Here is a 26019-nt window from a genome sequence, read left to right as displayed (position 1 = left end):
GACCGGGCCACCGCCCACCGGCACCCCCGGCTGCACCGCTGTCTACTCCGTGCAGGACCAGTGGAACGGCGGATTCGTCGCCAATGTCAGCGTCACCGCGGGAACCACCGCGCTGACCGGCTGGCGGGTCACCCTCACCCTGCCGAGCGGAGCGTCGGTCAGCTCGCTGTGGAACGGGGTCAGCAGCGGCACCAGCGGGACCATCACCGTCGCGAACCAGAGCTACAACGGGCGACTGGCCGCAGGGCAGGGCACCAGTTTCGGATTCCAGGGCGCCGGCACCGGCAGCGGAGCCACCGCGAGTTGCACCGGAAGCTGACACCCCGGACAGATCACGTCGCTCGGCGGGCCGGTGCCAGCGCACCGGCCCGCCGTGGGTGCGCGACGGCCCGGCGGATAGGGAAGACTGGCCGGCATGGCTGATCTGAGCGATGCGAAGGCCGCGCTGCACGTCTACCTTCGCGGGACCCGCGAAGACCTCGTCTGGAAGCTCGACGGGCTCAGCGAACGCGAGGTCAGGCTGCCCCGCACGGCGACCGGCAACAACCTGCTGGGCATCCTCAAGCACTGCCTCAATGTCGAAGCCGGCTACTTCGGGCCCACCTTCGGCCGCGAATTCCCGACCCCTGACGAGCTGGTCCCGACGGAGGCGTTCGACGAGGACCCGCAGGCAGACTGGTACGCCCGGGAAGACGAGACGAAGGATGGGCTGATCGACCTGTATCAACGGGTCGGTGCGTTCGCGGACCAGACGATCGACGAGCTACCGCTCGACGCGCCGGGGCAGGTGCCGTGGTGGCAGCCCGGCGCGCAGGACGTGACGCTGCACCGGATCATCATCCACGTGACCTGCGATCTCGCCCGTCACGCCGGGCACGCCGACATCATGCGCGAACAGCACGACACCGCGATCGGCCTTCGACGGGACAGCACCAACATCCCCGACGACTACGACTGGCCGGCCTACGTCAGCAAGCTGACGAAGCTGGCCGACCGCTTCGCATGATCGGGAAACCCGTCGACGGGCGAGACGACATCGCCCATGTCGAAGCGGCGTTCGTGGGCACACCGCTGGCCGGGTCCGTCGGAATCCGAGCTACGCGCGTTCGCCGAGGCCGCCGCGGCCTCCGCACCCTGGCTGACCTACCGCCACTACAGCGAGGACCAACAGGTCAACCAGGCCGAGATTGAATACCATGCGCGCGGCACGACCCGCGTCGACCTGCACGCCCAGGTGCTCGACAGGGTGCGGTTCGTGACGCAGACCGACTACTGGTACACGCCCGACAGCGTCCTGCTCATGCTCGTGCCCACCAGCGACGTCCGCAGCTCGGCGTACTGGGTGGACTTCCACGGTGCGCTGACCTGCGAGGCTCAGCAGAAGCTCGCCGAGGTGCTGGCGCAGTGGCGGCACCGGTGGGATGCCCGCCTGGTCGCGTCCTGGGGCACCATGCTGCAGTTTCAGGTGGGTCGTCGCCCGACGCCGGGGGACGAGGCGTGGGCCGCCGCGGGTCAGCTCAAGGCCCTCGCTCCGAACCTCGACCTGCGCCGATGGGAGGTCGCCGTCGCCCTAGCGGCCGGTGACGCGTGGTTCGTCCACAACCGGCCCTGACCGGCCGACGGTGCGGGAGACCTCGCGGATCAGTTCGAGCGGTTCCTCGGTCCAGTGGGAGGCGAGGATGAGTTCCCGGGCCGGATCGACCCACAGCAGGTGTCGTCCGCCGTTGCCCCGGGCGCTGCGGCCGGTGGCCGGTGCCCCGGGCCACGGCACCTGATCGTCGTTGAGCCACCACAGATAACCGTATTCGCGCTTCACGGGGCACGGCGTCCACGACTGATCGATCCACTCAGGACTGAGCAGCCGGGCCCCGGCGTGCGTCCCCCGGTCCAGGAAGAGCTGCCCGATCAGGGCCAGGTCCCGGGCTGGGACGATCAGTCCCCCACCCCAGTGCGCGCCGCCGGAGACCACCTCGGTCCGGCGGCCGCCGATATCGACGACGCTCGTCCGGTACCCGTGCCACGACCACCGGTCGGAGGCGCCCAGCGGGTCCATGACCCGCTCCCGCAGCACCTCCGGCAGCGGCCTGCGTAACAGGATCGTCAGCGCGTACGCGAGCAGATTCATCCGCACGTCGTTGTACGCCCACCCCTGCCCCGGGGGCGTACCGTGCACCTCCGTGCGCTCGCGGAAGCTCTGCGCGTCGACGCTCGTCGGCTTGCCCCACAGCTCGCCTTCCCACTGGCTCGACTGCTGCAGCAGATGACGCCACGTGATCTGCTCGTTGTGCGGCCCGTGGAACTCAGGAACGTCGACGACCTGGTGCACCGGTTGGTCCGGCACCAACAGCCCGTCGTCGAAGGCCAGGCCGGCCACCACCGACACAACGGACTTGGTGACGCTGAAGGCCATCTCCGGGACGTCCGGGTCGCCCCAGACGGCAACCTCCCTGCCCCCGACGCGGACCACACCGCTGCCCCCACTGGCGGCGCGCAGCGGGCCGACGACCTCGCGGTGGCTCACGTCCGCGACCTGTGCCGCCAGGTAGGTCTCGATGTCGGCGGCGTCTCTCGTCCAGCGGGCGCCGAATTCCTGGACGACCCGCCCCAGCCGCTGCTGATCCACCGACATCTGTCCCATGCCCAGCAGTGTCCGACACCACCGCCGCCGGCAGGGCGAGCCGTGACCCGCCTCATAGGATCGCGTAATCCCCACCGGACCTGAGGAGCATCGCTCGTGACCCTGCTCGAACGCCTGCACCGGGCCGGTATGCGTGAGGTCGTGACGGTGCAGCCGGTGACGGGCGGGCTCGCGGCGCTCGCCGGCATCGCCACCCGTCGGGATGCGCCGCCGGTGTTCGTCAAGGGTTTCGCCGACCCGCCGGCCCACGACGTCTTCGCCGCCGAGGCCGAAGGGCTGGCCGCGCTGCGCGAGCTCGGCGGGGTGGCGACACCCGAGGTGATCCTGGCGGATCGGGACCTACTGGTGTTGTCGGTGCTGCACGCGAGGCCGCGCAGCGAGGCCTTCTGGGAGCGGTTCGCGCACCTGCTCGCCCGCCTGCACCTGAGCACGACCCATCCTCGCTTCGGTTGGCACCACGACAACTGGCTGGGTCGTCGCCGCCAGATCAACACCTGGAACGACGACGGCTTCGCCTTCTTCGCAGAGCACCGGCTGCTTCGCTGGCTCGATCAGCCCCGCGTCGAGGCGGCGCTGGACGCGGCGGACCGAGCGGCGCTGGAACGGCTCTGCGACCGGCTGCCGGACCTGCTGCCGGATCGGCCTGCGTGTCTGACCCACGGTGACCTGTGGGCACAGAACATCCTGGCCACCGCGGACGGAGAGCCCGCGCTGGTCGACCCGGCAGTGTCGTACATGTGGGCCGAGGTCGACCTCGCGCACGTGTGGTCCACCTCGCCCCCGCCCGAGGCACGACGGATGTTCGGGGTCTACGCGGAGCTGACCTCGCTCGACGGCGACTGGGAGACCCGCATGCCGCTCATCCAGCTGCGACAACACCTCGCCGTGCTGGCCCAGTTCGACGACGACTGGGGCGCAGCTGATCAGATCCGCGCCGTCCTTGCCCCGTTCCGGGCACGACCCTGACCAGAGGCCCAGCCGCCGACCACGGCAACCGGGCCGCAGTGCCCCGACGAGGTGGTCGCCGTCCGTCGCGAGACCCGCGAGCGGATCGGAGGTCGCGGCCTCCATTACGGTGACCCTGGAAATGGGGGTGGGCCATGGCACCGGAGGTGTCGCCGCGAAGGGCCAGGGCCGTGCTCGTCACGCTCTCCCTCGCCGCGTTCGCGTTCATCACGACCGAGTTGCTGCCCGTCGGTCTACTGACCCACATCGCACCCGATCTGGGCCGATCCCGCTCACAGGTGGGGCTGCTGGTCAGCGGGTACGCCGTGGTGGTGGTGCTGGCGTCCGTGCCGCTGACCCGGCTGACCCAGCGGATCCCCCGACGCCAGCTGCTCGGCGTCACGATGCTCCTGTTCGCCGCCGCGAACGCCGCCGCCGCGCTCGCGTCGACGTACGCCGTGTTGGCCGGCTCCCGTCTGGTGACCGCCCTCGCCCAGGCGCTGTTCTGGTCCATCGCCACGGCGACAGTGATCGGGCCGTTTCCGGTCGCGGTGCGCGGCCGGGCGGTGGCGCTGTTCGCGACGGGTGCGACGCTGGCCCCGGTGCTCGGCGTACCCCTCGGCACCTGGCTCGGGCAGCAAGCCGGCTGGCGCGCGGCGTTCGCGGTGCTGGCCGGCGTCGGTCTGGCGATCGCCGCCGCGGTGCTGGTCCTCCTGCCGTCCTATCCGCCGGCCGCTGGCGGTGCCGCCCGGGGCTCCGCACCGGACGGGCGGCGTTTCGCGGTGTTGCTGATCTCCACCGCCCTCGGCATCGGCGGCTTCATGACCCTGCAGACCTACGTGACACCGTTCCTGCTCGACGTCAGCGGCTTCACCGACGCGGTGCTGGCACCGCTGCTGTTCGTCTCCGGCGCGGCCGGCGTCGTCGGCACCCTGATCGCGGCGCGGACTCTGGACAGCCGACCGATCGCTTCGCTGTTGACACCGCTGAGCATCGGCATGGCGTCGCTGCTCGGGCTGTACGCGCTCGGCGCGCTCCGGCCGGGTGTGGTCGCGCTCCTCGCCGGGATCGGCCTCGCGTACGCGGCGTTCGGCTCCGCCGTGCAGAACCGGATGCTGCAACTGGCCCCGGGCAGCACCGACATCGCGTCGGCCGGGGTCAGCGTCGCCTTCAACGCTGGCATCGCCGGCGGATCGCTGCTCGGCGGCGCCCTGCTGCCCACCTCGGGGGCACGCCCGCTGGCCCTCGCCGGCGGGCTGCTGACGCTGGCCGCCCTGACGCTGCTCACCGTGGACTCCCATCGCGGTCGCGCCGTCCGGCCAGCGCCGACCGACGCCGCTTCCACCACCCGTTCGGCGGCTACCCGCCAGCCTGTTGATCAGCTGGATTCGGCTGCGGACGGGCCGTCGGTCAGCTACTCCCCCCGCCGACGGCCGCCATCATGATCAGGGTGCGCCGCCGCCGCTGACTCATCAGCGCGAAACAGGCAGTGAGCACCACCAGTTCCAGCTCGGCCCACTCGCCGGTGACGTCGACGCGGATCGGCCCGCCCGGTCGGCCGGGAAGGCGCACCGCGAGGCGGTGCCCGTCGCGTACCAGCTCACCACCGCGGCGACCGGGCGCCCAACGCGCCACCCCACCGGGCCCTGGCACGTGCGACCGGCCCGGGTCGAGCCGCACCGGCACGCCGTGCTCGCCCCGGGCCGTGAACCCGATGCGTCGGCGTCCGGTCGGTTCGACAGTCCAGCGGCCGGTGCCGGTGCGGATCTCGCCGCACCGCCAGGTCCAGCCGGTACGCAGCGACGCGCCCGGCCCGGAGTCGAGGACGAAGGCGCCGTCCTGCTTGCGGACGGTCAGCGTGATCATCGGTGCGTCACTCCCCGTCGCGGCCGGAGCAGGCCGACGATGAGGATGACGCCGACGCTCAGGTGCAGCAGCGCGAGGGTCGCCTTCGCTCCCCCGCCGACGCCACTCGGTGGCCCGACCACGAGCGACAGCAGCAGAACCGCGACAGCGGTCGAGGTCCACCACACGCGGGAGCGGTCGGTGCGACGTTCCAGCACCGCGAGCAGCGCCCAGCCGGCCAGCGCCGCGACCGCTGCGGCAACGATGACCGCTCCCACCGTGACCTGCCGGGTCGAGCTTCCGGACCTGACCGCCAGGTCGACGCCGGCCGCCGAGTGCAGCAGCGCGAACTCGGCCACGGCCACCACTGTCGCGCCAGCCGCCACCGCGGCCCGTATCAGGAAAAGGTTGTTCGTCATGGCCTGAGTCTGCGGACCCGGCCGGGCCGGACGCGTCGGTCCGGACGCCGCAGCGGGTACGTCCACCGGCGGCTCGGCGTACTACCAAAGGAGGTGGTCCGGCCCGCCACCAGCGCAGTAGCGTGCGCGATGTGGATGCGGCGACGTGCGAGGTCACACCGCCCCGGGTGTGGCGTTCCGCCCCGGTGGGCGTGACGACAGTGGCGGTCGGCGTCCTCGTCGCGACCATGCTGTGGTCCGCCACCCGGTCCAGCTCCCCCGGCCTGGTCGGCGTCGACGTCGCGCTGGCGGTGGCCGCCCTGATCCTCGTTCCGGTGGTCGTCCGCCGCCCACGGCTCGGTGGCGTGCTGGCCGGTGTGCTCGTCGCGCTGTCTCCGGTGGCCACGCCGGTGGCCAGCTTCGCGGTGCTGTTCATCGCCCGCAACCGGCCGTTTCGGCAAGCGGCGGCGGTGGCGGCGGTCGGCGTGGCGGGCGAGGCGGTGCAGGCGCTCTGGCGGCCGGTGCCCAGCCTGCCGTACGGGTGGCGGCTGGTGCTGATGACGATCGCGTACGCGGCCCTGCTCGGCTGGGGCACCTGGGCGCAGGCCCGCAACGCCCTGCTGGCGGAGCTGCGGGACCGGGCCCGGCGGGCCGAGCGGGAGCAGGAACGGCGGGTCGACGAGGCGCGGGCGGCGGAGCGCAGCCGGATCGCGCGGGAGATGCACGATGTGCTGGCCCACCGGCTGTCCCTGCTGGCGGCGGCGGCCGGCGCGATGGAGTATCGGCCGGACGCGCCGCCCGAGCGGCTCAGTGCCGCCGCCGGGGTGATCCGGGCCAGCGCCCACCACGCTCTCGACGAGCTGCGCGAGGTGATCACCCTGCTGCGCAGCGACGACGCCGAGTCGCCGACGGACGCACCACCCGGGCAGACTCTCGCTGACCTGCCGCGCCTGGTCGACGAGGCGCGGGCCGCCGGGCAACAGGTCGAGGTCGACGACCCGCTCGGCCCACCGGTCGAGATCCCCGCGGCAGTTGGCCGCACCGCGTACCGGATCGCGCAGGAGGCGCTGACCAACGCCCGCAAGCACGCCGCCGGCCAGCCGGTCCGGCTGGTGCTCGGCGGCGCGCCGGGCACCGGCCTGAGCATCGCGGTGAGCAACCCGACCACGCCCGACAGCGGCGCCACCGGCAGCGCCGGTGCCGGCCTGGTCGGCCTCGCCGAACGGGCCGCGCTCACCGGCGGTCGCGTCGCCCACCACGTCGACGCCGCCGGGCGGTTCCACCTCACCGCGTGGCTGCCGTGGCCGACGTGACGGGCCCGATCCGGGTCGTCATCGTCGACGACGATCCTCTCGTCCGGGGAATGCTCACGCTGATGCTCGACGGCGCCGACGGGATCGTCGTCGTGGGCGAGGCCGCCGACGGCGCCACGGCGATCACCGCGGTGGACCGGCACCTGCCGGACGTGGTGCTGATGGACATCAGGATGCCCGGCGTCAACGGCATCACCGCCACCGAGCGCCTTCGCCGCCGGCACCGACCACCCGAGATCATCGTGCTGACCACGTTCGACACCGACGAGCACGTGCTGCGGGCTCTCCGAGCCGGAGCGAGCGGCTTCCTGCTCAAGGACACCCCACCCGAGCAGATCAGCCAGGCGGTCCGCGCGGTCGCGGCCGGCAACCCGATGCTGTCGCCGGGGGTGACCCGTCGGCTCATGCAGCGGGTCGCGTCGGGGGCCGAATCCTACGAGCGGGCGCGCGAGCGGTTGGCCCTGCTCACGCCCCGGGAACGCGACGTCGTGCTGGCCATCGGGCAGGGGCGCGCCAACGCCGAGATCGCCAGCGAGCTGCTGATGAGCGTGACGACGGTGAAGGCCCACGTCTCGCACATCCTGACCAAGCTGGATCTCGACAACCGTACCCAGATCGCCCTGCTCGCCCACGACGGCCGGCTCCTCTGACCGCGGGCCGAGTGTCCGCCCGTCTCCGGCCGACGGCCGTTCAGGCCAGCGCCGCCGGCAGGACGAGGAGGGCGAACCGGATCACCCGCCCGGAGAGGCACGCGACGGCGAACTCCCCACGTCGGATACCCGCGGTGCCGGCGGCGAGGCTGACGACGGCCAACGGTGGAACCCCCACCGCGGCGGAGACGAGCACTGTCGGTAGGGCGGTGCGGCGGCGGGAGAGCCAGCGCCGGATGGGTTCGGTCCACCGTGTGGCCCGGCCCCCCGCGCGACCTGACCTTCTCCGCCGCGCGACCGTCCGGGCCAGCCGCCCCGATCCACGTCGCGCCGACTCGAACAGGAGCAGCTTGCCGACGGTCTGCCCGAGCGCCAGGGCGAGCACGGCGACGAGCGCGTGGCCGCCACGGTGCCCGGCGATCACGGCGTAGGCCTCGGCGTTGACGACCGGGACGAGCGCCGAGGCGAGACCGTAGCCGAGTGCCACCGCGGCTTCGGCGAGGGTGCTCACGCCCGGCCGTCCCGTTCGAGCAGCCGGACCACCGCCGCGGCCGACCACAGCTTGACCGCGACGACGGCGATGGCGACGCCCAGCGCGAGCAGGTGCTGCCCGAACGCGATGGCGCAGATGACGCCGGCGGTGTTGGCGACCTTGGCCACGGGCGACCAGTTCAACGCCCAGACCCGCCGGTCGACCAGGTGGAAGTAGTTGGGGCTGAGCACGGGCCAGCACAGGAACGCCAGCGACAGCATGGTGTCCAGCACCAGGAACGCGAGCAGAAAGACCAGGGCCACGACCGCGATGCCGGGCACGAGGGCGATCAGGCCCACGCAGAGTACGGCGGTGCACGCGCGGTCGCTCACGATGTCGAAGACCGCCCCGGCTCGGGTCTCCTGGCCGAGGCGACGGGCGGTCCAGCCGTCGAGCACGTCGCCGATCCAGTAGATAACATACGATACCGCCATCAATCCCACCGACCCGGAGACGATGGCGAGGACACCGACGGTCACCGCGGCGACCGTGCGAACGGCGGTGATGTAGTTGGGAACCGTACGAAGAGGGCCGACGGCGAGCGCGGCGTGGGAGTCGACGAGAGTCACCTCCGCAGGTTCGCGCGGTGAGCGTCTTCGCGGAACGTGCCGCGGTGCCGATCTGGCCGCGAGGGCGGCACCGGGGTGCCGACCGATCCGGTACCTGGGTACTGGTCGGTCCTGCGGCCGGTCGCGGAGACTGTGCAGGTGATGACTGGAATCCGCGAACGGTTGCGCGGCCCCGAGCGGGTGCGCCGACTCGCGTACGGCGTGGTTGGCTTGATCATCGCCGCCGTGGTCACCACCGTCGAGGGGGGCGTGTCCGTGCCGGCGGGATGGGCGTGGCTGGTGCTGCCGGTCGGCCTCGGCGCCACGGCGCTGGGCCCGCGCCACCGAACCCTGATCTTCGCGGTCTGCGCAGGGTTCGTGGCGATCGTGAGCACCGGGGAATCGGTGCAGCTGGGCCTCGCGGCCGCCTGCCTGGTGTTCGTCTCGACCTGCGAAGACCCGGCCCGGCACCCGTGGCTGGGATGGGTGGTTGGTTTGATCGGTGCGACCGGCGCGCTCGCCATCGCATTGGCCAACGAACGAGGGCTGTACGAGCAGCCGTTCTTCTTCGTGACCGCCGGCTACCTCCTGGCGATCCTGTTGCGATCGTGGTCCCGCGGCTACGCCCTCACCCGGGAGACAGCCGACCTGCGCGGCCAGGCCGCCTGGCTCGAACAGCGCACCAACCTGGCCCGCGAGCTGCATGACGTGGTCGGCCACCACGTCACCGCGATGGTGGTGCAGGCCGAGGCGGGCCAACTCAGCGACGACCCGGGGGCGGCGTTGCGGGCGATCGCGGACAGCGGCCGCACCGCACTGAGCGAGCTCGACACGCTCGTCGTGCACCTGCGCGATCCGACCGCGTCGATCGCGGTCAGCGCGCCGCCACGCCTGTCCGACATCGACGAGCTGCTCGCGCAGCCGCTGCGCCAGCAGGGCGTGACGGTGCGGGTCCAGCTGGACCCCGAACCGGGCCTGGACGAGACCGGTGTGTTGACCGTCTACCGCATCGCCCAGGAGGCCCTCACCAACATCGCCCGCCACGCGAAAGCCACAGCGGCCTGGGTCGAGCTGGTCCGCGTCGGCGACCATGCCCGCCTGCGGGTCAGCGACGACGGCGTCGGGCCGCCCCAAGCGCCCACGAGCGGCTCGGGTCTGCTCGGCATCGGCGAGCGCGTTTCCGCGCGCGGTGGCAGCTGGGAGCTGAGCCGGCGCCCCGGCGGCGGCACCATGGTGCAGGCCAACCTGCCGGTGGCGAACCGATGATCCGCGTCGCGATCGCCGACGATCAGGAGTTGGTCCGGGACGGCTTCAGTCTGATCCTGCGGTCCCAGCCCGACATCCAGGTCGCGGCGGAAGCAGCCGACGGCCGGCAGCTCCTCGACGCCGTGCGTCGCGACTCCCGCATCGACGTCGCCCTCGTCGACATCCGCATGCCGGTACTCGACGGCCTGCAAGCCACCCGCGAACTGGCCACGATCCCGCACGCGCCGGCGGTCATCGTCGTCACCACCTTCGACGACGACGCCTACGTCCTGGACGCCATCGCCGCCGGCGCACGCGGGTTCCTGCTCAAGCGGTCCAGCGCCCGCGACCTGATCGCCGCCGTGCGCACCGTCGTGGCCGGCGAGGCGGTCCTCTCCGCCCAGGTCACCGGCGCCGTCCTCGACCGGGTCCGCGCGATCGGCCCGGCCACCCGCGTGGACCTGTCGGCCTGCCAGCTGACCGCCCGGGAAACCGACGTGCTCGCCCTGATCGGGGCCGGGCTCAACAACAACGAGATCGCCGAACGCCTCTACCTGTCCATGAGCACCGTCAAGACCCACGTCACCAACGTGCTGGCCAAGACCGGCAGCCGCGACCGGGTACGGGCCGCCATCCTGGCGATCCAGGCCGGCCTCGCGCCGTGAGTCAGGAGTCGGTGGTTACCAGCGGGCGGCCCGCGCCGGCCCGCCCACCTCCGAACAGCGCCAGCGCGCCGCATGGTCATCGACCGGGTTGAACCCATGCCGCGAGGCTCCCGGAGGCCATAGGGTCCTGGTATGGCACAACGACTGGTCAGCGTCTGGCAACCGTTCTTCCTCTCCAGCGACAGTCGGGGCGCGGCAATCGACGCCGCGACCGAGTTGGAAGACCTCGGCTACTCACGGATCTGGTTCTCCGGCGGTTTCGGAGAGAACGTCGCCCCCCGCTTCCGCGAGATCCTGGACGGAACGACGCGCATCGGGGTCGCGACCGGGATCGTGAGCATCTGGCACTCGTCGCCTCCCGAGGTGGCGGCGTTCGCCCAGGCGGCGGAGCAGGCGCATCCCGGCCGGTTCCTGCTCGGTCTCGGCGCCAGCCACGCGGTGGTGGTCGAGGGCAGCGGCACCGACTATCGCAAGCCGTACTCAAGAATGGTGGATTACCTGGACGGCCTCGACGCGGCCGGGCTTTCGCCCCAGCGACGCATCCTGGCCGCACTGGGCCCGCGGATGCTCGACCTCTCCCGCGACCGCTCCGCCGGAGCGCACCCCTACTTCGTCCCGGCCGAGCACACCGCCGAGGCCCGGGCGGCGATCGGGCCCGACCGGCTGCTCGCCCCCGAGGTCGCGGTGGTCCTCGACCCGGACGCCACCACCGCGCGCGCCACCGCCCGGCAGTACACCAGCGGTTACCTGGCACTGCCGAACTACACCAACAACCTGCGCCGATTCGGCTGGACCGACGAGGACTTCGCCGACGGCGGCAGCGACCGCCTCGTCGACGCCCTGATCCCCTGGGGCACCGTCGAGAAGGTGACGGCCGGGCTGGAGCAGCACTACCAGGCCGGCGCGGACGAGGTGGCGATCCAGGTACTCAACGGCGGCGATGCCACCACCTTCCCCGCCGACGCGTTCCGCACCCTCGCCGCGGCCCTGATCTAGAGGAAGATACCGAGACCGGCCAGCAACAGGCTGATCAGGCTCGCAACGGCACGTACCGAGTTCCACCACATCCAGCCCGACGAGTAGGAAGCCCAGATTCGGGCCGCCTCCGCAGGGTCGGTCGGCACGCCCGCGGCGTCGAGCGTCTCGTTCATCGGCACGTTGACGAGCACCGTCGGGATCAACGCGCCCACCAGGTACACCCCCGCGGCCAGCAGGAACAGCACGCCCGGCGTCCGGTGACCGGGGATCAACAGCAACACCCCGGTCACCGTGGCGGCGACGATCGGGCCGAAGAACGTGACGAAGAACAGCGGATTCTGGATCTTCTGGTTGATGCTCGTCATGGCCCGGATCGCGGTGCCGGCGTCGACGGCGTTCAGACCGGGCATCACCGCCACCGAGAAGGCGAAGTAGACGCCGGTGATCGCACCGGTCAGCACCAGGGTCACCGCCGCCGACCAGGCAGCCAGGGTGGCGTTCATGCCCGGTTCCCACCGGGCGAGGTGTCCCACGCACCAGCGGCGGCGGCACTGCGGGCATAGTCGGTGAAGTCGCGCGGTCTACGGCCCAGGGCCCGTTGCACACCATCGGTGAGCTGGGCGTTGCGGCCGTCCAGGACCTTGCCGAACAGCTCGGTCAGCACCGCCGCGAGCTCTGCCGGCACGTCGTGCCCGGCCAGCACGGCGGCGTACTCCTCAGGCGAAACCGATCGGTAGCGGATCTCCCGTCCGAGCGCGTCACCAATCTCCGAGGTCGCCTCGGCGAAGGTGAGGAGCCGAGGGCCGGTCACCTCGTAGAGCTGCCCCGCGTGCCCGTTCCCAGTCAGCGCCGCGACCACGATGTCGGCGATGTCGTGGGCGTCGACGAACGGCTCCGGCACGTTCCCGGCCGGGAGGACGACCTCGCCACCGCGGATCGAGTCGGTGAGGAAGTCCTCGCTGAAGTTCTGGCTGAACCAGCTCGCCCGCACGATCGTCCAGGCCACCCCGGAGTCCTGGACCGTCCGTTCGCTGAGTTCGGCCTCCTCCTCGCCCCGGCCGGAAAGCAGGACCAGCCGTTCGATCCCGCCGGCCACCGCCTGTTCGGTGAACGAGCGGACCGTCGCGAGGGCGTCCGGCGCGGCCAGGTCCGGGTAGTACACCAGGTAGACCGAGGAAACCCCGTCCAGTACGGACGCCCAGGTGCGCCGGTCGGTCCAGTCGAACGGGGGCTCACCGGAGCGGGAGCCGACCCGTACCGGCCGATCGAGTTTGACCAGCCGGTCCACCACCCGGCGGCCGGTCTTGCCGGTGCCGCCCAGCACGAGAATCGGCTGCTCATCAACGTTCTTTGTCATGCCACCAGTCAAGTTGAGGGCGACCGCACCAGGAATGGCTGAGAGTCTTGGACCCATGTCCCGGCGTCTCAGCCACCGCCCTCACGGGGCTAGCCTGAGGACATGGATGCGCTCGCGGGGCTGCTGGACGGGCCACGGGCGCGTGGTGCGTTCCTGATGCGGTCGGTGTTCGACCCGCCGTGGTCGGTACGAATCCAGGATCGCGCGCCGCTCACCCTGCTCACCATGCTGCGCGGCTCGGCATGGGTGGTTCCGGACCGGGGTGCTCCGGTGCCGCTGCACCCCGGTGACGTCGCGATCATTCGCGGCCCACAGCCGTACACGGTCGCTGACGACCCGGCCACGCCCCCACAGGCCGTGATCCATCCCGGTGAGCGCAGCACCACCCCCACCGGCGATGAGTTGTGCGAGGTGATGGACCTGGGTGTCCGGACCTGGGGTGAACGCGCCGACGGGACGGCGGTGCTGCTCAGTGGTACGTACCAGTTGCAGGGCGAGGTGAGTCAACGGCTGCTGCGGGTCCTGCCCGATCTCCTGGTGCTGCCAGCCGGGGCACTGGACAGTCCGCTCGTTCCGTTGCTCAGCGACGAGATGGCCAAGGACGAGTTGGGGCAGGAGGTGGTCCTGGACCGGCTGCTCGACCTACTGCTCATCGCCGTACTCCGGGCCTGGTTCTCCCGACCGGAGGCGGCAGCGCCCGCCTGGTACCGGGCACACGGCGATCCGGTGGTCGGCAGGGCGCTGCGGCTGCTGCACGAGCACCCGGCGAAGCCCTGGACGGTGGCCACCCTGGCAGTTGGGACCGGTGTCTCGCGGGCCGTGCTGGCCCGCCGGTTCACCGAACTGGTTGGCGAGCCGCCGATGGCGTACCTGACCAATTGGCGACTCGCGCTGGCGGCCGACCTGTTGCGCGAACCGGACGCCACCGTCGGCGCGGTGGCCCGTCAGGTCGGCTACGGCAGCTCATTCGCGCTCAGCGCGGCCTTCAAACGGGTACGCGGGCTCAGCCCGGCCGAACACCGGCAGACCAGCCGGCCGCAGACGGCGGACCTGGTGACACCCGGGGCCTGACCGCCACGTGGGAACTGCTGACTGTGGCGCTTCAGGGCTGAGGTTTGGGGCGCGCGGCACTGCTCAGGCTCGCCCGATGAGATCGAGGCCGGTCAGGTCGGCCGACAACGCCCAGAGGCGGGCTGCCTCGCTGCTGTCGGTGGGGTTGCCGTCGGTGGTGCGGCAGTCCACGCAGTAGTCGCCGCCGGTCGCGTCGAGCGGGGCTGACGTGGCGGCCCAGACCTGGGTCGCCGCGCCCTGCTCGACGGTCTTGAACAGTCCCGGCGTAGGAGTGCCGTCGGTGTCGATCCAGCCGGCGGCGACCATCTCCTCGACCGTGAGGTGCCGTTGCAGCGGAGTGCGGATCCAGCCGGGATTGACGGAGAAGGCGCGGACGCGGTGCGGCCCGCCGAGCAGGTCGAGGTGGCGCGCGAACAGGATGTTCGCGAGCTTGGACTGGGTGTACGCCTCCCACTTGTCGTACCCGTGCTCGAACTGCACGTCGTGCCACCGGATACGCCAGGCCGGGTTGCGCCCGGAGGCGACCGAGACGACACGAGCGGTGTCGGCGGCGGCGAGCGCGGGCCACAGCAGATTCGCCAGCGCGTAGTGGCCGAGGTGGTTGATCGCGAAGTGCGCTTCCCAGCCGGGTCCAACCCGGGTCTCCGGGCAGGCCATGATGCCGGCGCTCGCGACGAGGATGTCGAGGGCGGGATGGCTGCGGAGGAACCGGTCGGCGAACGCGCGGACGGAGGCGAGGTCGGCGAGATCGAGCCGGTCGACCTCGACGCCGGCTACGTCGGCGAGTGCCTGCTGCGCCGCGTCCGGCCGGAGAGCTGGTACGACGACCCGGGCCCCGGCTCGGGTGAGCGCGCGGGTCGTGGCGAGACCGAGCCCGGAGTAGCCACCCGTGACGAGGGCGGTCCTGCCAGTCAGGTCGATTCCGGCGAGGACGTCTGCGGTCGTACTGTGGGCACCGAATGCGGTCTGGGTCATGCCGCGGACGCTAGGTGCTAGACCCAGGTCTAGGTCAACGGGTTACGGTCGATGGCATGGCGGACAACGGCCTGAGCATCGGGCAGGTGGCGCAGCGCACCGGGTTGAGCGTGCACACCCTGCGGCTCTACGAACGTGAGGGCTTGTTAGCCAGCGAGGTGCGGCGGGACGGGTCCGGCAGGCGCGTCTACAGCGCCTGGGACGTCGAGTGGCTGGCGAACTGCGTGAAGTTCCGGGCCTCCGGGATGCCACTCACCGCGATCAGCCGGCTGGCCCAGCTCGTTCGCGAGGGCAGCGGCAACGAGGCGGAGCGGCTCAAGCTGCTCCGCGAACACCAGCGCCACGTCATCGAGCAGCTGGCACAGCTGCGCGACTGCCTCGAACTCATCGACGGCAAAGTAGCCAGCTACGAACAACACCTCGCCGCCGGCGCCTCCGGTGATCCCTGGCAACAGCAACTCCAGCCCGCACCGCAAGAGCGGGGTTGACGAACACCGTCGGCCTGACCGGGACTACTGGCTGTGGCGACTGTTTCGGCGACGGGTTGCGGTGCGTGATTGGTGGGTAGAACCCGAATGATGGGTACATGGGTACGCTGCACCGTCGGTGGCCTCAGCCCAGCCACCACCACACCACGACCACCCTCACCCCGCGGGTGGCACCACCGGCGTTCCCCCTGTCCGCAGACGAGAGGCGAGACCACACCATGACCGCAGTGCCAGACCAACGGTCTACTGCCGCTGCGGGTCCGGCGGCTGCCGAACGAGCAGCGGAGGAGGACCTGCGGGCGTTGTTCGGGCAGTCCATCGCCGTCTTCGCGTCTCTGGCGGGGCCAACGCACGTGGTGGAGACGGCGAACCCGGCGTTCTTCGCCACCATCGGCGAAGAACGGGCCCGCGTCGGGGTCACGCTCGCCGAGCTGATGCCGGAGCTGGCCGGTCAAGGGTTCATCGCGCTACTGGACCAGGTCTTCCGCACGGGTGAGCCCTACACCGGTCGTGACGTCCGGATCGTGCTGGGTAGCGGCCCGCAGGCGCGGGAGGCGTTCTTCGACTTCACCTACGAGCCGCGTCGGGACGCCGGTGGCAACGTGACCGGCATTCGTGTGCTCGGCGTGGAGACCACACAGGTCAAGCATGCCCAACGGCTGATGGCCGAACACCGCGCCCTGCTGGAGCAGATCGCCCGCCAGGCGCCCCTGACCGAGGTGCTCGACGGGATGGCCCGCTGTATCGAGAACCTCGCACCGCAGGAGGTGCTCGTCTCCGTCCTGCTCGCCGACCCCGACGCCCGGCACCTGCGCCACGGCGCCGCGCCGAGCCTGCCCGACTTCTACAACCGGGCCATCGACGGCATCGCGACCGGCGAAGGTGTCGGCTCCTGCGGCACCGCCGCCCACCGGCGGGAACCTGTCATCGTCACCGACATCGCCACCGATCCGTTCTGGGACGACTTCCGGGACCTGGCCGACCAGGCCGGATTGGCGGCCTGCTGGTCGACGCCGATCCTGGCCCGCGACGGCGGCCTGCTGGGCACCTTCGCGATGTATCACCGCACCCCGCGCGTCCCGCAGGACAGCGACCTCGCCCTCACCCGGCTCTTCGCCGGCACCGCAGCCCTGGCCATCGAACGCCACCACATCGAGCAGGCGAAGCTCGACGCCGAGGCACGCGCCAAGTCAGCCAATGACGAGTTGGCCAAGGTGTTGCGCGTGGAGCGGGAGCTGCGCGCGGAGGCTGAGCAGCGGGCCACGGCCGCCGCGGAACTCGCCACCCAGATGCGGGCCGCCGCGGCCGCGCAGGCCGCCGCGCCGCACCCGGAGCACTGCCAGCTCGGCGGTGCCGCCGGTTGCACCGCGCGAGCCGAGATCAAGATCGCCGATTCGTGGGGCGACGCGGCGTGGGGCTGTCCCGTCCACGTCGAGGAGGCCATCCTCAACGTACGGTCGGTGTTCATCGCCAGCGAGGAGCTTGGTGGCCTGACCGCCTACCTCAACCGCTGATCGCTTGCGGGAGGGCCGCGGCCATCGGTCTCCGGGCCAACAGTCCGAGCCCACTGTCGACGGGTGATCGGATGATTGCGCACGCCGCCCCCATTGCTTGACCCTTCAACTTTCCACCGGTAATCTTCAATATCCATCCACGGACGTCTATTGAAGTAGGTGAACCGTGCTGTTGAAGTCCCTCGCCGTCGCCGCGTCCATCACCGCCGTGCTGGCCACCGCCCCCGCCGCCTCGGCGGCACCCTCCCAAGCATCCAATGACATCTGGGGTCCCGGAAACTGCCCGCAGGGCACGTTCTGCATCTGGCCCAACTGGGATCATCCGCCGGAGGGTCCTACCGCGACTCCGTCGCTGGTGACCAGCACCGAATGGTCCGGCAACGTCCCGGCCTTCAACTTCTACAACCGCACCTCCCGGAACGCCGAGATCACCTGGTCCTACACGTATCTCGGGCAGCAACTCACCGGCACCGAGTGCGCACGACCCGGCGAAGGGTTCTTCTATGTGCCGATGTTCGTGACGAAGGTGAGTTGGCAGACGCGTACCTGCTGGCCCTCCCCCATCACCTGGTCGTAGGCTGGCGTCGTGCGTGCGGCGGCGCCAGCCGAACCGGCGAGACGCTCCTCGCCGACCTCGAAGTCCACCCGGGCGTCCTTGGCCAAGGCGCTCCTTCAGGACGTGGTTCAGCCTGCGCGATTCGGGTCGGTGAGGGCGTTCCAGTCCTCGGCGCTCATCGGGAACGGCCCCCAGTGCGGCAGATAGAAGGGCCTCCGCGGTGGGTCGGCCACCGTGAACGGCTTGAACGCCGGATCCGCGATCACCCGGTAGACGAACTCGGCCGTCGACATGTCGAGCTGGTGCCACGGCGCGACGCCGTCGCGGCGTGCGACAACAGGCCACCGATCAGGCTCCATCGAGCGGTCGGCCAGCCAGTAGTACTCCCCCTCGGTCTGATCGCTGCCCCACTGGATCAGTCCCAGCCCCTTGTCGGGCTCGTACAACTCGTAGGGGGCCCACAGCTGCGCCGGCCCTTGCCAGGCTGCCCACTGTCGACAATCGGCCCAGGTCCCAAGCAACGGCTGCGCGTGGTCGTCGGCCGGCCGTAGAAGGTCCAGGTACGCGTAGAACGCCCCCGGGGCGAACCGCCGGCACAGCTCTGTGAAATCCGACGGCAGTACGACCCCCAGTTCGGCCTCCACCTCCTCCCAGCCGGCATCACCCTCAGGATCATGGCACCATCCGGTCACCGCGATGATGCGGTCGATCCACGTCTGCTGAGCATTCACGGCCGGCAAAGTAACAGCATGGGCGGACATCTCTCGCCAGTCAGCTGCTCCACGCACGCACCAGGGGTCAGGGCGTCCAGCGCACGCCCGGGTTCACCTGCCCGGACCAGTTGAAGACGGCCATGTTGTCCCACTGGTTTCCGGTGCCGTTGATGTTGGCCGGGTCCCAGCCGTTGCCGCGGACGGCGTACCAGGTCGGTTCCCAGTAGAAGACACCGATGGCCCCCGCGTTGCGGGCGGTGTTCTGAACCCAGTCGAACTCCTGCGCCTGCCCGGACCAGGTGGCGCTGATGCCGTCACAGGTCGCGTCGCCGATGGCGTTCGGTTCGCTGTCCGCGTTGTTGCGGGTGAAGGGGTACGCGGTCTCCACGATCACCACCGGCCTACCGTAGCGACCACGGAGGTCGACGATGTTGTTGTAGAGGTTCGCCAGGGTGCCGTGCCACATGCAGTAGTACGACTGGGCGGTGATGTCCCACTGCACACCCTGGGCGCGGATGCCGTCGTAGAACCACCGGGCGTTGGCGTTGCTGTCGGCGTTGGCGGTGTGGATCATCACCGGGATGCCGCTGCCGCACGCCTTCGTCGCGTTGTAGCCCTGCTTCAGCAGGCCGGCCAGCGGGGCGAAGTCGTTGTTGACGACCCTGCCCTCGTTCCACAGCATCCCGACATTGATCTCGTTGCCGATCTGCACACTGTCCGGTGGGGTGCCCTGCCCTCGGAGGCTGGAGCAGACGTCGTAGGTGAAGGTGTAGACGTCGGTCCGCAGTTGGCTCAGGCTGTGACCGGCCCAGGCGGCGGGTTTGTACTGCTTGCCAGGGTCGGCCCAGGTGTCGGAGTAGTGGAAGTCGATGAGCACCTTGAGGCCCTTCGCCCTGGCCGCCCTCGCCTGGCCCAACACGGCGTTCTTGTTGTTGTAGCCGCTGATCGGGTTGTTCCAGACGCGTAGTCGGACGTAGTTGACGCCGACGGACTTCAGGATGTCCAGTGGGTCGCGGGCCACGCCGCCCGCGTCGTAGTACTTCGCTCCCAGATCCAGGCTGCGCTGCAACGAGGAGACGTCGGCGCCTCGCATGGTGAGCGTGTTCGCGGCCGAGACGGGTGCGGGCGTGCCGCCGAGCGTGGCGGCGACGACGAGGATGCCGGCCGTGACAGCCCCGATCAGAGCCCTGGGGCGGCGGTGGGGGGTGACCGAATGCGTGTTCACGAGACTCCTTCAGCCCACGGTGCAGGGAACGCCGTTCAGCGAGAAACCGGTCGGCGGCGCGTCGCTGACGCCCCACCGGCCCTGGATGCCGAAGGTCGCCGACCCGTCTGGCGCGAGGACCCGGTTCCAGTCGACGTTACGGACGGTCACGGTGGCACCGGTCTGGCCGAGCGTGGCGTTCCACCCCGAGGTGACCTGCTGGTCTCCCGGGAAGCTGAAGGTCACGGTCCAGCCGTCGACCGGCGCCGTCCCGACGTTGTGGACCGTCGCCGTGGCGACGAAGCCGCCCGGCCACTCGGACTGGTTGCGGTAGGTCACCCGGCAGGTGGAGGGCGGCGGCGTCGTGGGCACCTCGACCGTGTTGGACGTGATCGAGACGTTGCCCACCGCGTCCCGGGCCCGCACGTAGTACAGATCGCGCAGCGGCGTCGACGTAGGTAGCGACGTCGTGTACGTCGTACCCGGCACGGTGGCGATCAGCCTGGAGGTGAACCAGCCGTCGAACCGGTAGACGTTGTACCCGAACACGCCGACGTTGTCCGTCGACGGTGACCAGGACAGCGTGGCGGTCGAGGCGGTCACAGCGCCGACGGTCAGGCTCTGCGGCGCGCTCGGCGGGGTGGTGTCCGGGCCGGTGTCCGTCACCGGTGTGACCACGGTCAGGATGTCCGACCAGTTCGAGCGTTGCCCGAGGCTGTCTCGGGCGATCAATCGGAACGAGAGCTGCATGCCCGGCCCAACATGCGCGGTGATCGTGGTGCTGGTGACCGCGCCGGCGGTAGCGCTGAGGATGACATCGCCAAACTCCTGATAGTAGGTGATGTCGTAGCCGGTGATGGCGCAGCAGCCGGACGTGGCGGCCGTCCAGGTGAGGGTGACCGACCCGGTCCGGACCTCGCTGGCGGTCAGGTTCGTGGGCGCGCTCGGGGGGACGGGCGCGGTGCTCGGCGTGCTGGCAGGCGTCAGCGGCGCGGTTCCGGTCGGCGCCGCGGCCCCACCGGGTGCCGGCGCGACTCTCGGATAGGCGGCGGGCGTCGCGGTGGCGGCATCGACCGCCGGGGCTGCGGTCAGGGCGGTTCCGAGAACCGCCGTCGACAGCAGGACGGCGGCCAGCAGAGCCGATCGCGTGCGGCAGAACAGCGAGGACCAGGAGACGCCTGTCATACGTCGACCATGCAGTGAGACATCGATGATCGCCAACCTATCTCACGCCTCGGTCGGCTGCGGTCGCAACTCGCGCCGGATCGCCGGACCCCTCCTCCTGCGTCAGCGCCATTCACGCCCCTGGCTCGGCTGGGAGCGATACCAGCGGGGCGAAATTCAACCCCTCCGATCGCTACACTCGCCGCAACGCCGGCACGGCCCGCAGGCCTCTGCCCGCGCCAACCCCGATCGTTTGGAGACGCCTATGACCCGCGACAAGGCGGCACCCGCCGGCATCGACCCCACCATTCCCAGCGTGGCCCGGGTCTATGACTTCTTCCTGGGCGGCAAGGACAACTTCGAGGCCGACCGAAAGGTCGCCGAGCACGCCCTGCGGATCACACCGGACGGGCCGGCCGCCGGCCAGGCGAACCGGGCCTTCCTGCGTCGAGTGATTCGCTTCCTTGTCGCCGAGGCGGGCATCGACCAGTTTCTCGACATCGGGTCGGGGCTGCCCACCCAGGGCAACGTGCACGAGGTCGCCACCGAGCAGAACCCGAAGGCTCAGGTGGTCTATGTGGACAACGATCCCATCGTCCTGGCGCACGGGCGGGCCCTGCTCGCCGCGGAGGGCACCGCGACGGTGATCCAGGCGGACATCCGGGAGCCGCAGGAGATCCTCAACCATCCCGACGCACGTCGGTTCCTCGACTTCGACCGGCCGATCGGGTTGTTGCTCTTCGCGATCCTGCACCACCTCGGTGACGACGAGGACCCGCGAGCGGTGGCAGCGGCGTTGATCGACGCACTGCCCTCCGGCAGCTACGTCGCGATCTCACACTTCCGGGACCCGGGCGAGCGCGACCCGGAGGGCTCCCGCAAGGCCCGCGAGGTCGAGCGGGTCTTCAACGAGTCGCTGGGCACCGGCCGCTGGCGTACCGACGAGGAGATCCTCTCGTTCGTCGATGGGCTGACGGTGCTGGAGCCGGGCCTGGTACCGCTGGCCGAGTGGCGCCCAGAGCCGGATGCCCCCGCCACGGTGCAGACCGACACTTATCACACCTTCGTCGGGCTCCTCGCCCGCAAACCGTAGGCCCCGTCTGCCGCTGAGGTCCGTCGGCGGGAGCACACCCCGCCGACGGACGGGCGTCAGACCTGACCCGGGCGCGAGACCCCGCAGGACTTTCGTACGCGGTGCCACCAGGCGCACCCCGAGCGGCTGCGCGTTACTCCTCGGCAGTGGGTCGGCTGTGCACCACCAGCTCGTCGATCTCCAACCGGCCGACGCGCAGCTCCCTCACGACCGCGCGGCGGATAGACAGCCGCCCGATGACCAGCGCCCCCACGGCCAGCGCCCCTACGGCCAGCGCCCCCACGGCCAGGGCGCCGAGCGACGCAGCCCCGGCAGCCCGTGCGCCGGCAGCCTCCGCACCCGTCGCCACCGCGCCGTTCGCCCGCGTACCGGTCAACCGCATCAGGCGTACCTCTCGCTTCATCGCCCCATTGTCCGCGTACCGCAGGCCGCCCGCTCCCGAGCAGAGCCGAGCCGTCCGAACGGTCCACCGAAGTCCGCTGCTCAACCGCTGAGAGGACCAGCCGCCCGTCCGGTCGTCTACCGTAATCAATCCGTTGCTTGGAGCAACTGTGACCGCCCGCCCGGTCCTGCTGTCGCGTCGCTGACACCCATCTTCTTCGCCGTATGGGCAGCCGCGAGGCTGTAAAGCCGAACGTGAATTTCATTGAGTCCTAGCGGTAACCCGGGGGTGAATGTGGTCTCCTCGCTCGAACACGCACCGGCCGCACAGGAAACAGAGCGACCGGATAAACAGTCATCGGCCCGTGTCATCGGAAAGCGCGGGGTGGCATCGCCGCCATCGACCTTCTCCGTCTTCGTCACCTGCGCCGCCATGACGCTCCTGTTTGCCTTCATAATCGTCGGTACACCGAACAGTTGGGGCACCGACATCAGATGGACGCTGCGGGCATTTGGAGCGGTCGTACTCGGTCTGCTGCTCTTCATACACACCCGACGTCGTTACGTCCTGCCGCAACGAACCTCACATCGACCCACGAAGGTATGGGGGCTACCCGAATACCAGGTCAACGTCCTGCAACGGACCGCTGGTCAAGCTCAGATCAGCAACACCTCCGACAACGCCGGGCCCGCCCAAGCGCGCATCTTCGCCTCGGCCGTCATCTACCCCGCACACGTTCGTCAGCGGCTCACCGAGCGATATGATCCGGGCCAGCGAACGCTGACCCAGTTCGTGACGATCGATGCGCAGTTGCCGTCACGGGACGTCCAACGGCTGCTGAACTCTGCCGATACCGCGACACTCCAGAAGCCAGGAATTCCGGCTCAGCGGACGACAACAAGCAACGACGTCGCCGAAGGTGGTCGGACCGACGCCGCAGACGCCACGCAGCATCCGGCCGTCATTCTCTTTCCCGTGCTCGTGCCCCGCAAGGGCGAGATGGTGGACAACCTGCGGGTCCTGGCCGCCGACGGCAGCGCGGTGCCGGTGCTCTCCTACCGGCAGTATCTGCAGCTCGTCGCCAAAGTCCTCCGGACCCTCCTCGACATCGCCTACGGCGAGGACATCTCCAACGGCAGACATTCGGACGCTCTCGAAGCGGAGCGGACCGCCCTCCAGGCGGTGATGCGTCGGGCCACGACCAAGAGCGATGAGGCTAATGATCACGAGGGCAGCAACGCGTTGTACCGGGCAGCACATGCGAACGGCCGGCCGGAGCTCGCGAACCCTGCCGCGTTGAAGCTTGCGGCGCAACTGATCAAGAAGCTGTCATCCCACTACGCGGTGGTCGCGGCCGTGCCCTGTCCGGTGGATGGCCGATTCGTTGTCTCGTACGAGCGGATGATGACGCCCACCCTCACCCTTGCGCCCTGGTCCGAAGGCATCCTGAGTTGGATGAAGGCGCGCGCCCGCCTGCTGTTCGGCTCTCGACCGGTCGACTTCTCCATATCGTTGGACAACGCGTGGACCACGCAGAGCTACCACCTCGTCATCGACTGCCAGGACGGGGTGTTCGTCGGCGTACAGAAGGCGCAGGATCTGGTGGGATACCTGGACGCCCACTGGAACGATCGCCAAGCAAGGCTCGAGCAGAGCTTCGCATTGGAGAAGACGAGTCCTCTGCTGGAACTGACCACACCGCCGCCGTACTACCGCTTCCGCCGACGCGCCGGCCAACGCTACGCCCACTTCTACACACGCTTCTTTCCCGAGCCCAGAGAAAAGCTGTCCAACGGTGACCGCATCCCGGATGTGCGGTTCCGCTTTTACGAGGTGCCGCCGGGTTCGGTCTTCCGCGCGCTCATCGCCGCCACCGCGGCGGCGCTCCTCATCTGGCTGATCGGCTTCGTCGCATCCCGTGAGCCCGACCCGGGGACCGACGTGCCGGCGTTCCTTCTGGTGTTTCCGGCTGTCGCCGCAGCCTGGCTCGGCTTTGACAGCCAACCGAGGCGTCTGCTTGAGGGAACGCTCGCGGCGCGGATCTCCCTGTTGGCCACCGTGCTGTGTTCGATCGCCGCCAGCGGGCTGTTCATGGTCTACAAAGCAGGACTTCCCTTCCTGCAATGGAAAGTCCCGGCCGATATGCAAATTTTGGGCATCACGTCGATGGCCTGGAGCGTACTGACACTGCTAGCCGTTTTGAACGCAAGCACCACCGGTTACGCTTACCTCGCGAGGACTTGGGAATTCATTCATCTATCGACCAGAACCGACGGATTCGGTGGCCCCAAGGAGCACCTTCACTAGGGCGAAGCCCTGTTACACTCAGCCACAATATCGAGCGATTGGAGTGCGACGACATCTCGGCTGTGAACCAGAACGGCACGCCATACGTCTTCACTGCTGCGAGCCTCGTACGCCCAGGCAGATCGGATCGGTTCAGGTGATGTCCATGGACTCCGAGTACCACGTCTCCTCGCACGACTGGCCGGCCGGCACCGGTGCCGACGACCTCACCCTCGACCAGGCCAACGAGGTGTTCGACCTTTTCGACACGTACTACTCCATGGCCATCCAAGGCCTGTCAACGGTTCCCATCCCGCTGCCCAAGCCTCCGCAGCTCAGCGAGGGCACGACGCCGCGGACGATTGACGGCAGCTGAGTCGCCACTCGTCAGTCCGACCGCGGGCGGTGGTTCGGAGGCGCGGCACGATATTCCCGTGTCGATCTGGTGGGCGGTGGCTAGCGTACGCGGATGAGCAATGTCCCGATCGCCGGACTGCGGCTGCGTTTCTTCACCGATCCGGGCGAGTTCCTGGCCGCGGCGGGTGCTCACCTGGCCGCCGATCCGGTCGTCAGCACTGTCGTGACGACCGTCGCGCACCGGCTGCTGTCTCAGCGGGCCGAGGGGATCTCGCAGCCCGACCGCAATTGGTGGCTGGTGGTCAGCGACGACTGCGGCGCTGTGGTCGGTGCCGGGATGCGCGCCGCGCCATACGCCCCCTACCCGCCATTCCTGCTGCCCATGCCCGACGAGGCGGCCGTTGCGCTGGCCCACGCGCTGCACGAGCGCGCGGAGGAGATCGTCGCCATCAACGGGGCCCTGCCTGCCGTTGAACTGTGCGCCGCCGAGCTGACCCGCCTCGGCGGGGGTCGAGTTCAGGTCAGCCAACACACCCGGCTACACGAGCTCGGTGAGCTGGCGTTGCCGTCACCTACGACTGGCCGCTTGGTGGTCGCGACCGAGGACGACGTGGAACTGGTCACGGAGTGGCTCGCCGCGTTCATGGGCGACGCCGACGAACAGGCCGGCCGCCCGCGCGGTACCAGTGCCGACGAACTGCCCGACCACGCGGACATGCTGCGCCGACTCCACGCCGGACGGCTGTGGTTCTGGGTCGACGACACTGGTGAGCCGGTGCACCTCACCGGCGCCAACCCACCGTCGTTCGGGGTGGCCCGCGTGGGCCCGGTGTACACACCGCCAGCCCAACGCGGGCGTGGTTGGGCCAGCAACGCGGTCGCCGAGGTTTCCCGACGCATCCAGGCCGACGGTACGCGGGTCTGCCTGTTCACCGACCAAGCCAACCCGACCTCGAACAGGATCTACGCCGCCCTCGGCTACCGGCCGGTCGTCGACATGGCCAACCTGGTCATCGTCCGCTGACGCCAAGCGCTTCGCGGCAGACGAATGAGCCTCCGCGACGGGCCTGCTCCCCTCCCCGGGTTCCGAACGTCCCGGTGG

At 70.1% G+C, this 26019-nt stretch carries 30 protein-coding genes; 18 read left to right on the top strand and 12 right to left on the bottom strand.

Going from position 1 to position 26019, the window contains the following annotated elements; genetic code table 11:
* The 3 genes from DLJ59_RS10300 to DLJ59_RS10290 form a co-directional block, all read left to right on the top strand.
* Nucleotides 1–319 (top strand): cellulose binding domain-containing protein (locus DLJ59_RS10300; RefSeq protein WP_208648617.1); only part of this gene is annotated, 319 nt, incomplete at its 5' end.
* Nucleotides 320–415: 96 nt separating this feature from the next.
* Nucleotides 416–1006, top strand: a complete 591-nt coding sequence (locus tag DLJ59_RS10295) for a DinB family protein (RefSeq protein ID WP_124772272.1) — start codon at nucleotides 416–418, stop codon at nucleotides 1004–1006.
* A 36-nt stretch (nucleotides 1007–1042) separates the two neighbouring features.
* Nucleotides 1043–1612, top strand: a complete 570-nt coding sequence (locus DLJ59_RS10290) for a DUF4253 domain-containing protein (protein ID WP_124772271.1) — start codon at nucleotides 1043–1045, stop codon at nucleotides 1610–1612.
* Here the strand turns inward: DLJ59_RS10290 and DLJ59_RS10285 are convergent.
* The gene (locus DLJ59_RS10285; RefSeq protein WP_124772270.1) at nucleotides 1571–2638 is read right to left on the bottom strand and encodes a serine hydrolase domain-containing protein; all 1068 of its coding nucleotides are present in this window, start codon (nucleotides 2636–2638) and stop codon (nucleotides 1571–1573) included. The two genes, DLJ59_RS10290 and DLJ59_RS10285, sit on opposite strands and share 42 nt — an antisense overlap.
* A 96-nt stretch (nucleotides 2639–2734) precedes the next feature.
* On the opposite strand from DLJ59_RS10285, the gene DLJ59_RS10280 reads away from it, so the two are divergent.
* Both DLJ59_RS10280 and DLJ59_RS10275 read left to right on the top strand, forming a co-directional pair.
* Nucleotides 2735–3604: a fructosamine kinase family protein gene (locus DLJ59_RS10280; protein ID WP_244235943.1), complete on the top strand. Its 870-nt coding sequence runs from the start codon at nucleotides 2735–2737 to the stop codon at nucleotides 3602–3604.
* A 134-nt stretch (nucleotides 3605–3738) separates the two neighbouring features.
* Complete coding sequence (locus tag DLJ59_RS10275; RefSeq protein ID WP_124772269.1) at nucleotides 3739–5028, top strand: MFS transporter; 1290 nt, start codon at nucleotides 3739–3741, stop codon at nucleotides 5026–5028.
* On the opposite strand, the gene DLJ59_RS10270 is transcribed toward DLJ59_RS10275, so the two are convergent.
* Both DLJ59_RS10270 and DLJ59_RS37320 read right to left on the bottom strand, forming a co-directional pair.
* A complete protein-coding gene (locus DLJ59_RS10270) occupies nucleotides 4994–5449 on the bottom strand; it encodes a hypothetical protein (RefSeq protein ID WP_124772268.1) in 456 nt (151 codons plus the stop codon). The genes DLJ59_RS10275 and DLJ59_RS10270 overlap by 35 nt on opposite strands.
* Nucleotides 5446–5847, bottom strand: coding sequence for a DUF6069 family protein (locus tag DLJ59_RS37320; protein ID WP_124772267.1), 402 nt, complete (start codon nucleotides 5845–5847; stop codon nucleotides 5446–5448). Before DLJ59_RS37320 ends, DLJ59_RS10270 begins: the two co-directional genes overlap by 4 nt.
* Before the next feature lie 122 nt (nucleotides 5848–5969).
* Between DLJ59_RS37320 and DLJ59_RS10260 the strand changes: the two genes are divergently transcribed.
* Nucleotides 5970–7139: a sensor histidine kinase gene (locus tag DLJ59_RS10260; RefSeq protein WP_244235942.1), complete on the top strand. Its 1170-nt coding sequence runs from the start codon at nucleotides 5970–5972 to the stop codon at nucleotides 7137–7139.
* Nucleotides 7127–7789, top strand: coding sequence for a response regulator (locus tag DLJ59_RS10255; protein ID WP_124772266.1), 663 nt, complete (start codon nucleotides 7127–7129; stop codon nucleotides 7787–7789). Before DLJ59_RS10260 ends, DLJ59_RS10255 begins: the two co-directional genes overlap by 13 nt.
* A 40-nt stretch (nucleotides 7790–7829) precedes the next feature.
* On the opposite strand, the gene DLJ59_RS10250 is transcribed toward DLJ59_RS10255, so the two are convergent.
* Together DLJ59_RS10250 and DLJ59_RS10245 are read right to left on the bottom strand one after the other, a co-directional pair.
* On the bottom strand, nucleotides 7830–8300 hold the full coding sequence (locus DLJ59_RS10250; protein WP_124772265.1) for a hypothetical protein: 471 nt from the start codon (nucleotides 8298–8300) through the stop codon (nucleotides 7830–7832).
* Complete coding sequence (locus DLJ59_RS10245; protein ID WP_124772264.1) at nucleotides 8297–8890, bottom strand: CDP-alcohol phosphatidyltransferase family protein; 594 nt, start codon at nucleotides 8888–8890, stop codon at nucleotides 8297–8299. The genes DLJ59_RS10250 and DLJ59_RS10245 overlap by 4 nt, the downstream gene beginning before the upstream one ends.
* A 141-nt stretch (nucleotides 8891–9031) precedes the next feature.
* On the opposite strand from DLJ59_RS10245, the gene DLJ59_RS10240 reads away from it, so the two are divergent.
* From DLJ59_RS10240 to DLJ59_RS10230, 3 genes are all read left to right on the top strand, one after another.
* Nucleotides 9032–10135, top strand: a complete 1104-nt coding sequence (locus DLJ59_RS10240; RefSeq protein ID WP_124772263.1) for a sensor histidine kinase — start codon at nucleotides 9032–9034, stop codon at nucleotides 10133–10135.
* Nucleotides 10132–10779, top strand: coding sequence for a response regulator transcription factor (locus tag DLJ59_RS10235; RefSeq protein ID WP_124772262.1), 648 nt, complete (start codon nucleotides 10132–10134; stop codon nucleotides 10777–10779). The genes DLJ59_RS10240 and DLJ59_RS10235 overlap by 4 nt, the downstream gene beginning before the upstream one ends.
* A 132-nt stretch (nucleotides 10780–10911) precedes the next feature.
* A complete protein-coding gene (locus tag DLJ59_RS10230; protein WP_124772261.1) occupies nucleotides 10912–11775 on the top strand; it encodes an LLM class F420-dependent oxidoreductase in 864 nt (287 codons plus the stop codon).
* Here DLJ59_RS10230 and DLJ59_RS10225 read toward each other — a convergent pair.
* On the bottom strand, nucleotides 11772–12260 hold the full coding sequence (locus DLJ59_RS10225) for an anthrone oxygenase family protein (RefSeq protein WP_124772260.1): 489 nt from the start codon (nucleotides 12258–12260) through the stop codon (nucleotides 11772–11774). The two genes, DLJ59_RS10230 and DLJ59_RS10225, sit on opposite strands and share 4 nt — an antisense overlap.
* Nucleotides 12257–13114, bottom strand: a complete 858-nt coding sequence (locus tag DLJ59_RS10220; RefSeq protein WP_124772259.1) for a Rossmann-fold NAD(P)-binding domain-containing protein — start codon at nucleotides 13112–13114, stop codon at nucleotides 12257–12259. The genes DLJ59_RS10225 and DLJ59_RS10220 overlap by 4 nt, the downstream gene beginning before the upstream one ends.
* A gap of 102 nt (nucleotides 13115–13216) precedes the next feature.
* Between DLJ59_RS10220 and DLJ59_RS10215 the strand changes: the two genes are divergently transcribed.
* On the top strand, nucleotides 13217–14185 hold the full coding sequence (locus DLJ59_RS10215; RefSeq protein ID WP_124772258.1) for an AraC family transcriptional regulator: 969 nt from the start codon (nucleotides 13217–13219) through the stop codon (nucleotides 14183–14185).
* A 63-nt stretch (nucleotides 14186–14248) separates the two neighbouring features.
* Here the strand turns inward: DLJ59_RS10215 and DLJ59_RS10210 are convergent, their stop codons facing one another.
* A complete protein-coding gene (locus DLJ59_RS10210) occupies nucleotides 14249–15160 on the bottom strand; it encodes an SDR family NAD(P)-dependent oxidoreductase (protein ID WP_124772257.1) in 912 nt (303 codons plus the stop codon).
* 56 nt (nucleotides 15161–15216) lie between these two features.
* On the opposite strand from DLJ59_RS10210, the gene DLJ59_RS10205 reads away from it, so the two are divergent.
* The 3 genes from DLJ59_RS10205 (at nucleotide 15217) to DLJ59_RS10195 (ending at nucleotide 17739) form a co-directional block, all read left to right on the top strand.
* A complete protein-coding gene (locus tag DLJ59_RS10205; protein ID WP_124772256.1) occupies nucleotides 15217–15648 on the top strand; it encodes a MerR family transcriptional regulator in 432 nt (143 codons plus the stop codon).
* Between the two features lie 218 nt (nucleotides 15649–15866).
* The gene (locus DLJ59_RS10200; protein ID WP_124772255.1) at nucleotides 15867–17162 is read left to right on the top strand and encodes a GAF domain-containing protein; all 1296 of its coding nucleotides are present in this window, start codon (nucleotides 15867–15869) and stop codon (nucleotides 17160–17162) included.
* 166 nt (nucleotides 17163–17328) lie between these two features.
* On the top strand, nucleotides 17329–17739 hold the full coding sequence (locus DLJ59_RS10195) for a hypothetical protein (protein ID WP_124772254.1): 411 nt from the start codon (nucleotides 17329–17331) through the stop codon (nucleotides 17737–17739).
* A gap of 107 nt (nucleotides 17740–17846) precedes the next feature.
* On the opposite strand, the gene DLJ59_RS10190 is transcribed toward DLJ59_RS10195, so the two are convergent.
* The 3 genes from DLJ59_RS10190 to DLJ59_RS10180 form a co-directional block, all read right to left on the bottom strand.
* Nucleotides 17847–18449, bottom strand: coding sequence for a hypothetical protein (locus DLJ59_RS10190; protein ID WP_124772253.1), 603 nt, complete (start codon nucleotides 18447–18449; stop codon nucleotides 17847–17849).
* Between the two features lie 67 nt (nucleotides 18450–18516).
* Nucleotides 18517–19656 carry a glycoside hydrolase family 53 protein gene (locus DLJ59_RS10185; RefSeq protein WP_124772252.1) on the bottom strand — a complete coding sequence of 380 codons (1140 nt, stop codon included), beginning with the start codon at nucleotides 19654–19656 and terminating at the stop codon, nucleotides 18517–18519.
* A 9-nt stretch (nucleotides 19657–19665) separates the two neighbouring features.
* Nucleotides 19666–20820 (bottom strand): cellulose binding domain-containing protein, encoded by a 1155-nt coding sequence (locus tag DLJ59_RS10180; RefSeq protein WP_124772251.1) that lies wholly within the window; start codon nucleotides 20818–20820, stop codon nucleotides 19666–19668.
* A 244-nt stretch (nucleotides 20821–21064) separates the two neighbouring features.
* On the opposite strand from DLJ59_RS10180, the gene DLJ59_RS10175 reads away from it, so the two are divergent.
* Nucleotides 21065–21892 carry an SAM-dependent methyltransferase gene (locus tag DLJ59_RS10175; RefSeq protein ID WP_124772250.1) on the top strand — a complete coding sequence of 276 codons (828 nt, stop codon included), beginning with the start codon at nucleotides 21065–21067 and terminating at the stop codon, nucleotides 21890–21892.
* A gap of 133 nt (nucleotides 21893–22025) precedes the next feature.
* Here DLJ59_RS10175 and DLJ59_RS10170 read toward each other — a convergent pair whose 3' ends face one another.
* Nucleotides 22026–22295 (bottom strand): hypothetical protein, encoded by a 270-nt coding sequence (locus DLJ59_RS10170; RefSeq protein ID WP_124772249.1) that lies wholly within the window; start codon nucleotides 22293–22295, stop codon nucleotides 22026–22028.
* 267 nt (nucleotides 22296–22562) lie between these two features.
* On the opposite strand from DLJ59_RS10170, the gene DLJ59_RS10165 reads away from it, so the two are divergent.
* The 3 genes from DLJ59_RS10165 to DLJ59_RS10155 all read left to right on the top strand — a co-directional run bounded on the left by DLJ59_RS10165 (nucleotide 22563) and on the right by DLJ59_RS10155 (nucleotide 25941).
* Nucleotides 22563–24581, top strand: coding sequence for a hypothetical protein (locus DLJ59_RS10165; protein WP_124772248.1), 2019 nt, complete (start codon nucleotides 22563–22565; stop codon nucleotides 24579–24581).
* Nucleotides 24582–24726: 145 nt separating this feature from the next.
* Nucleotides 24727–24936: a hypothetical protein gene (locus DLJ59_RS10160; RefSeq protein ID WP_124772247.1), complete on the top strand. Its 210-nt coding sequence runs from the start codon at nucleotides 24727–24729 to the stop codon at nucleotides 24934–24936.
* 93 nt (nucleotides 24937–25029) lie between these two features.
* Nucleotides 25030–25941, top strand: coding sequence for a GNAT family N-acetyltransferase (locus DLJ59_RS10155; RefSeq protein ID WP_124772246.1), 912 nt, complete (start codon nucleotides 25030–25032; stop codon nucleotides 25939–25941).
* The last annotated feature ends 78 nt before the right edge of the window (nucleotides 25942–26019 follow it).

It is taken from the genome of Micromonospora inaquosa, assembly GCF_003857055.1.
Lineage (GTDB): Bacteria > Actinomycetota > Actinomycetes > Mycobacteriales > Micromonosporaceae > Micromonospora > Micromonospora inaquosa.
This window is presented reverse-complemented; position numbering and strand designations above follow the sequence as displayed.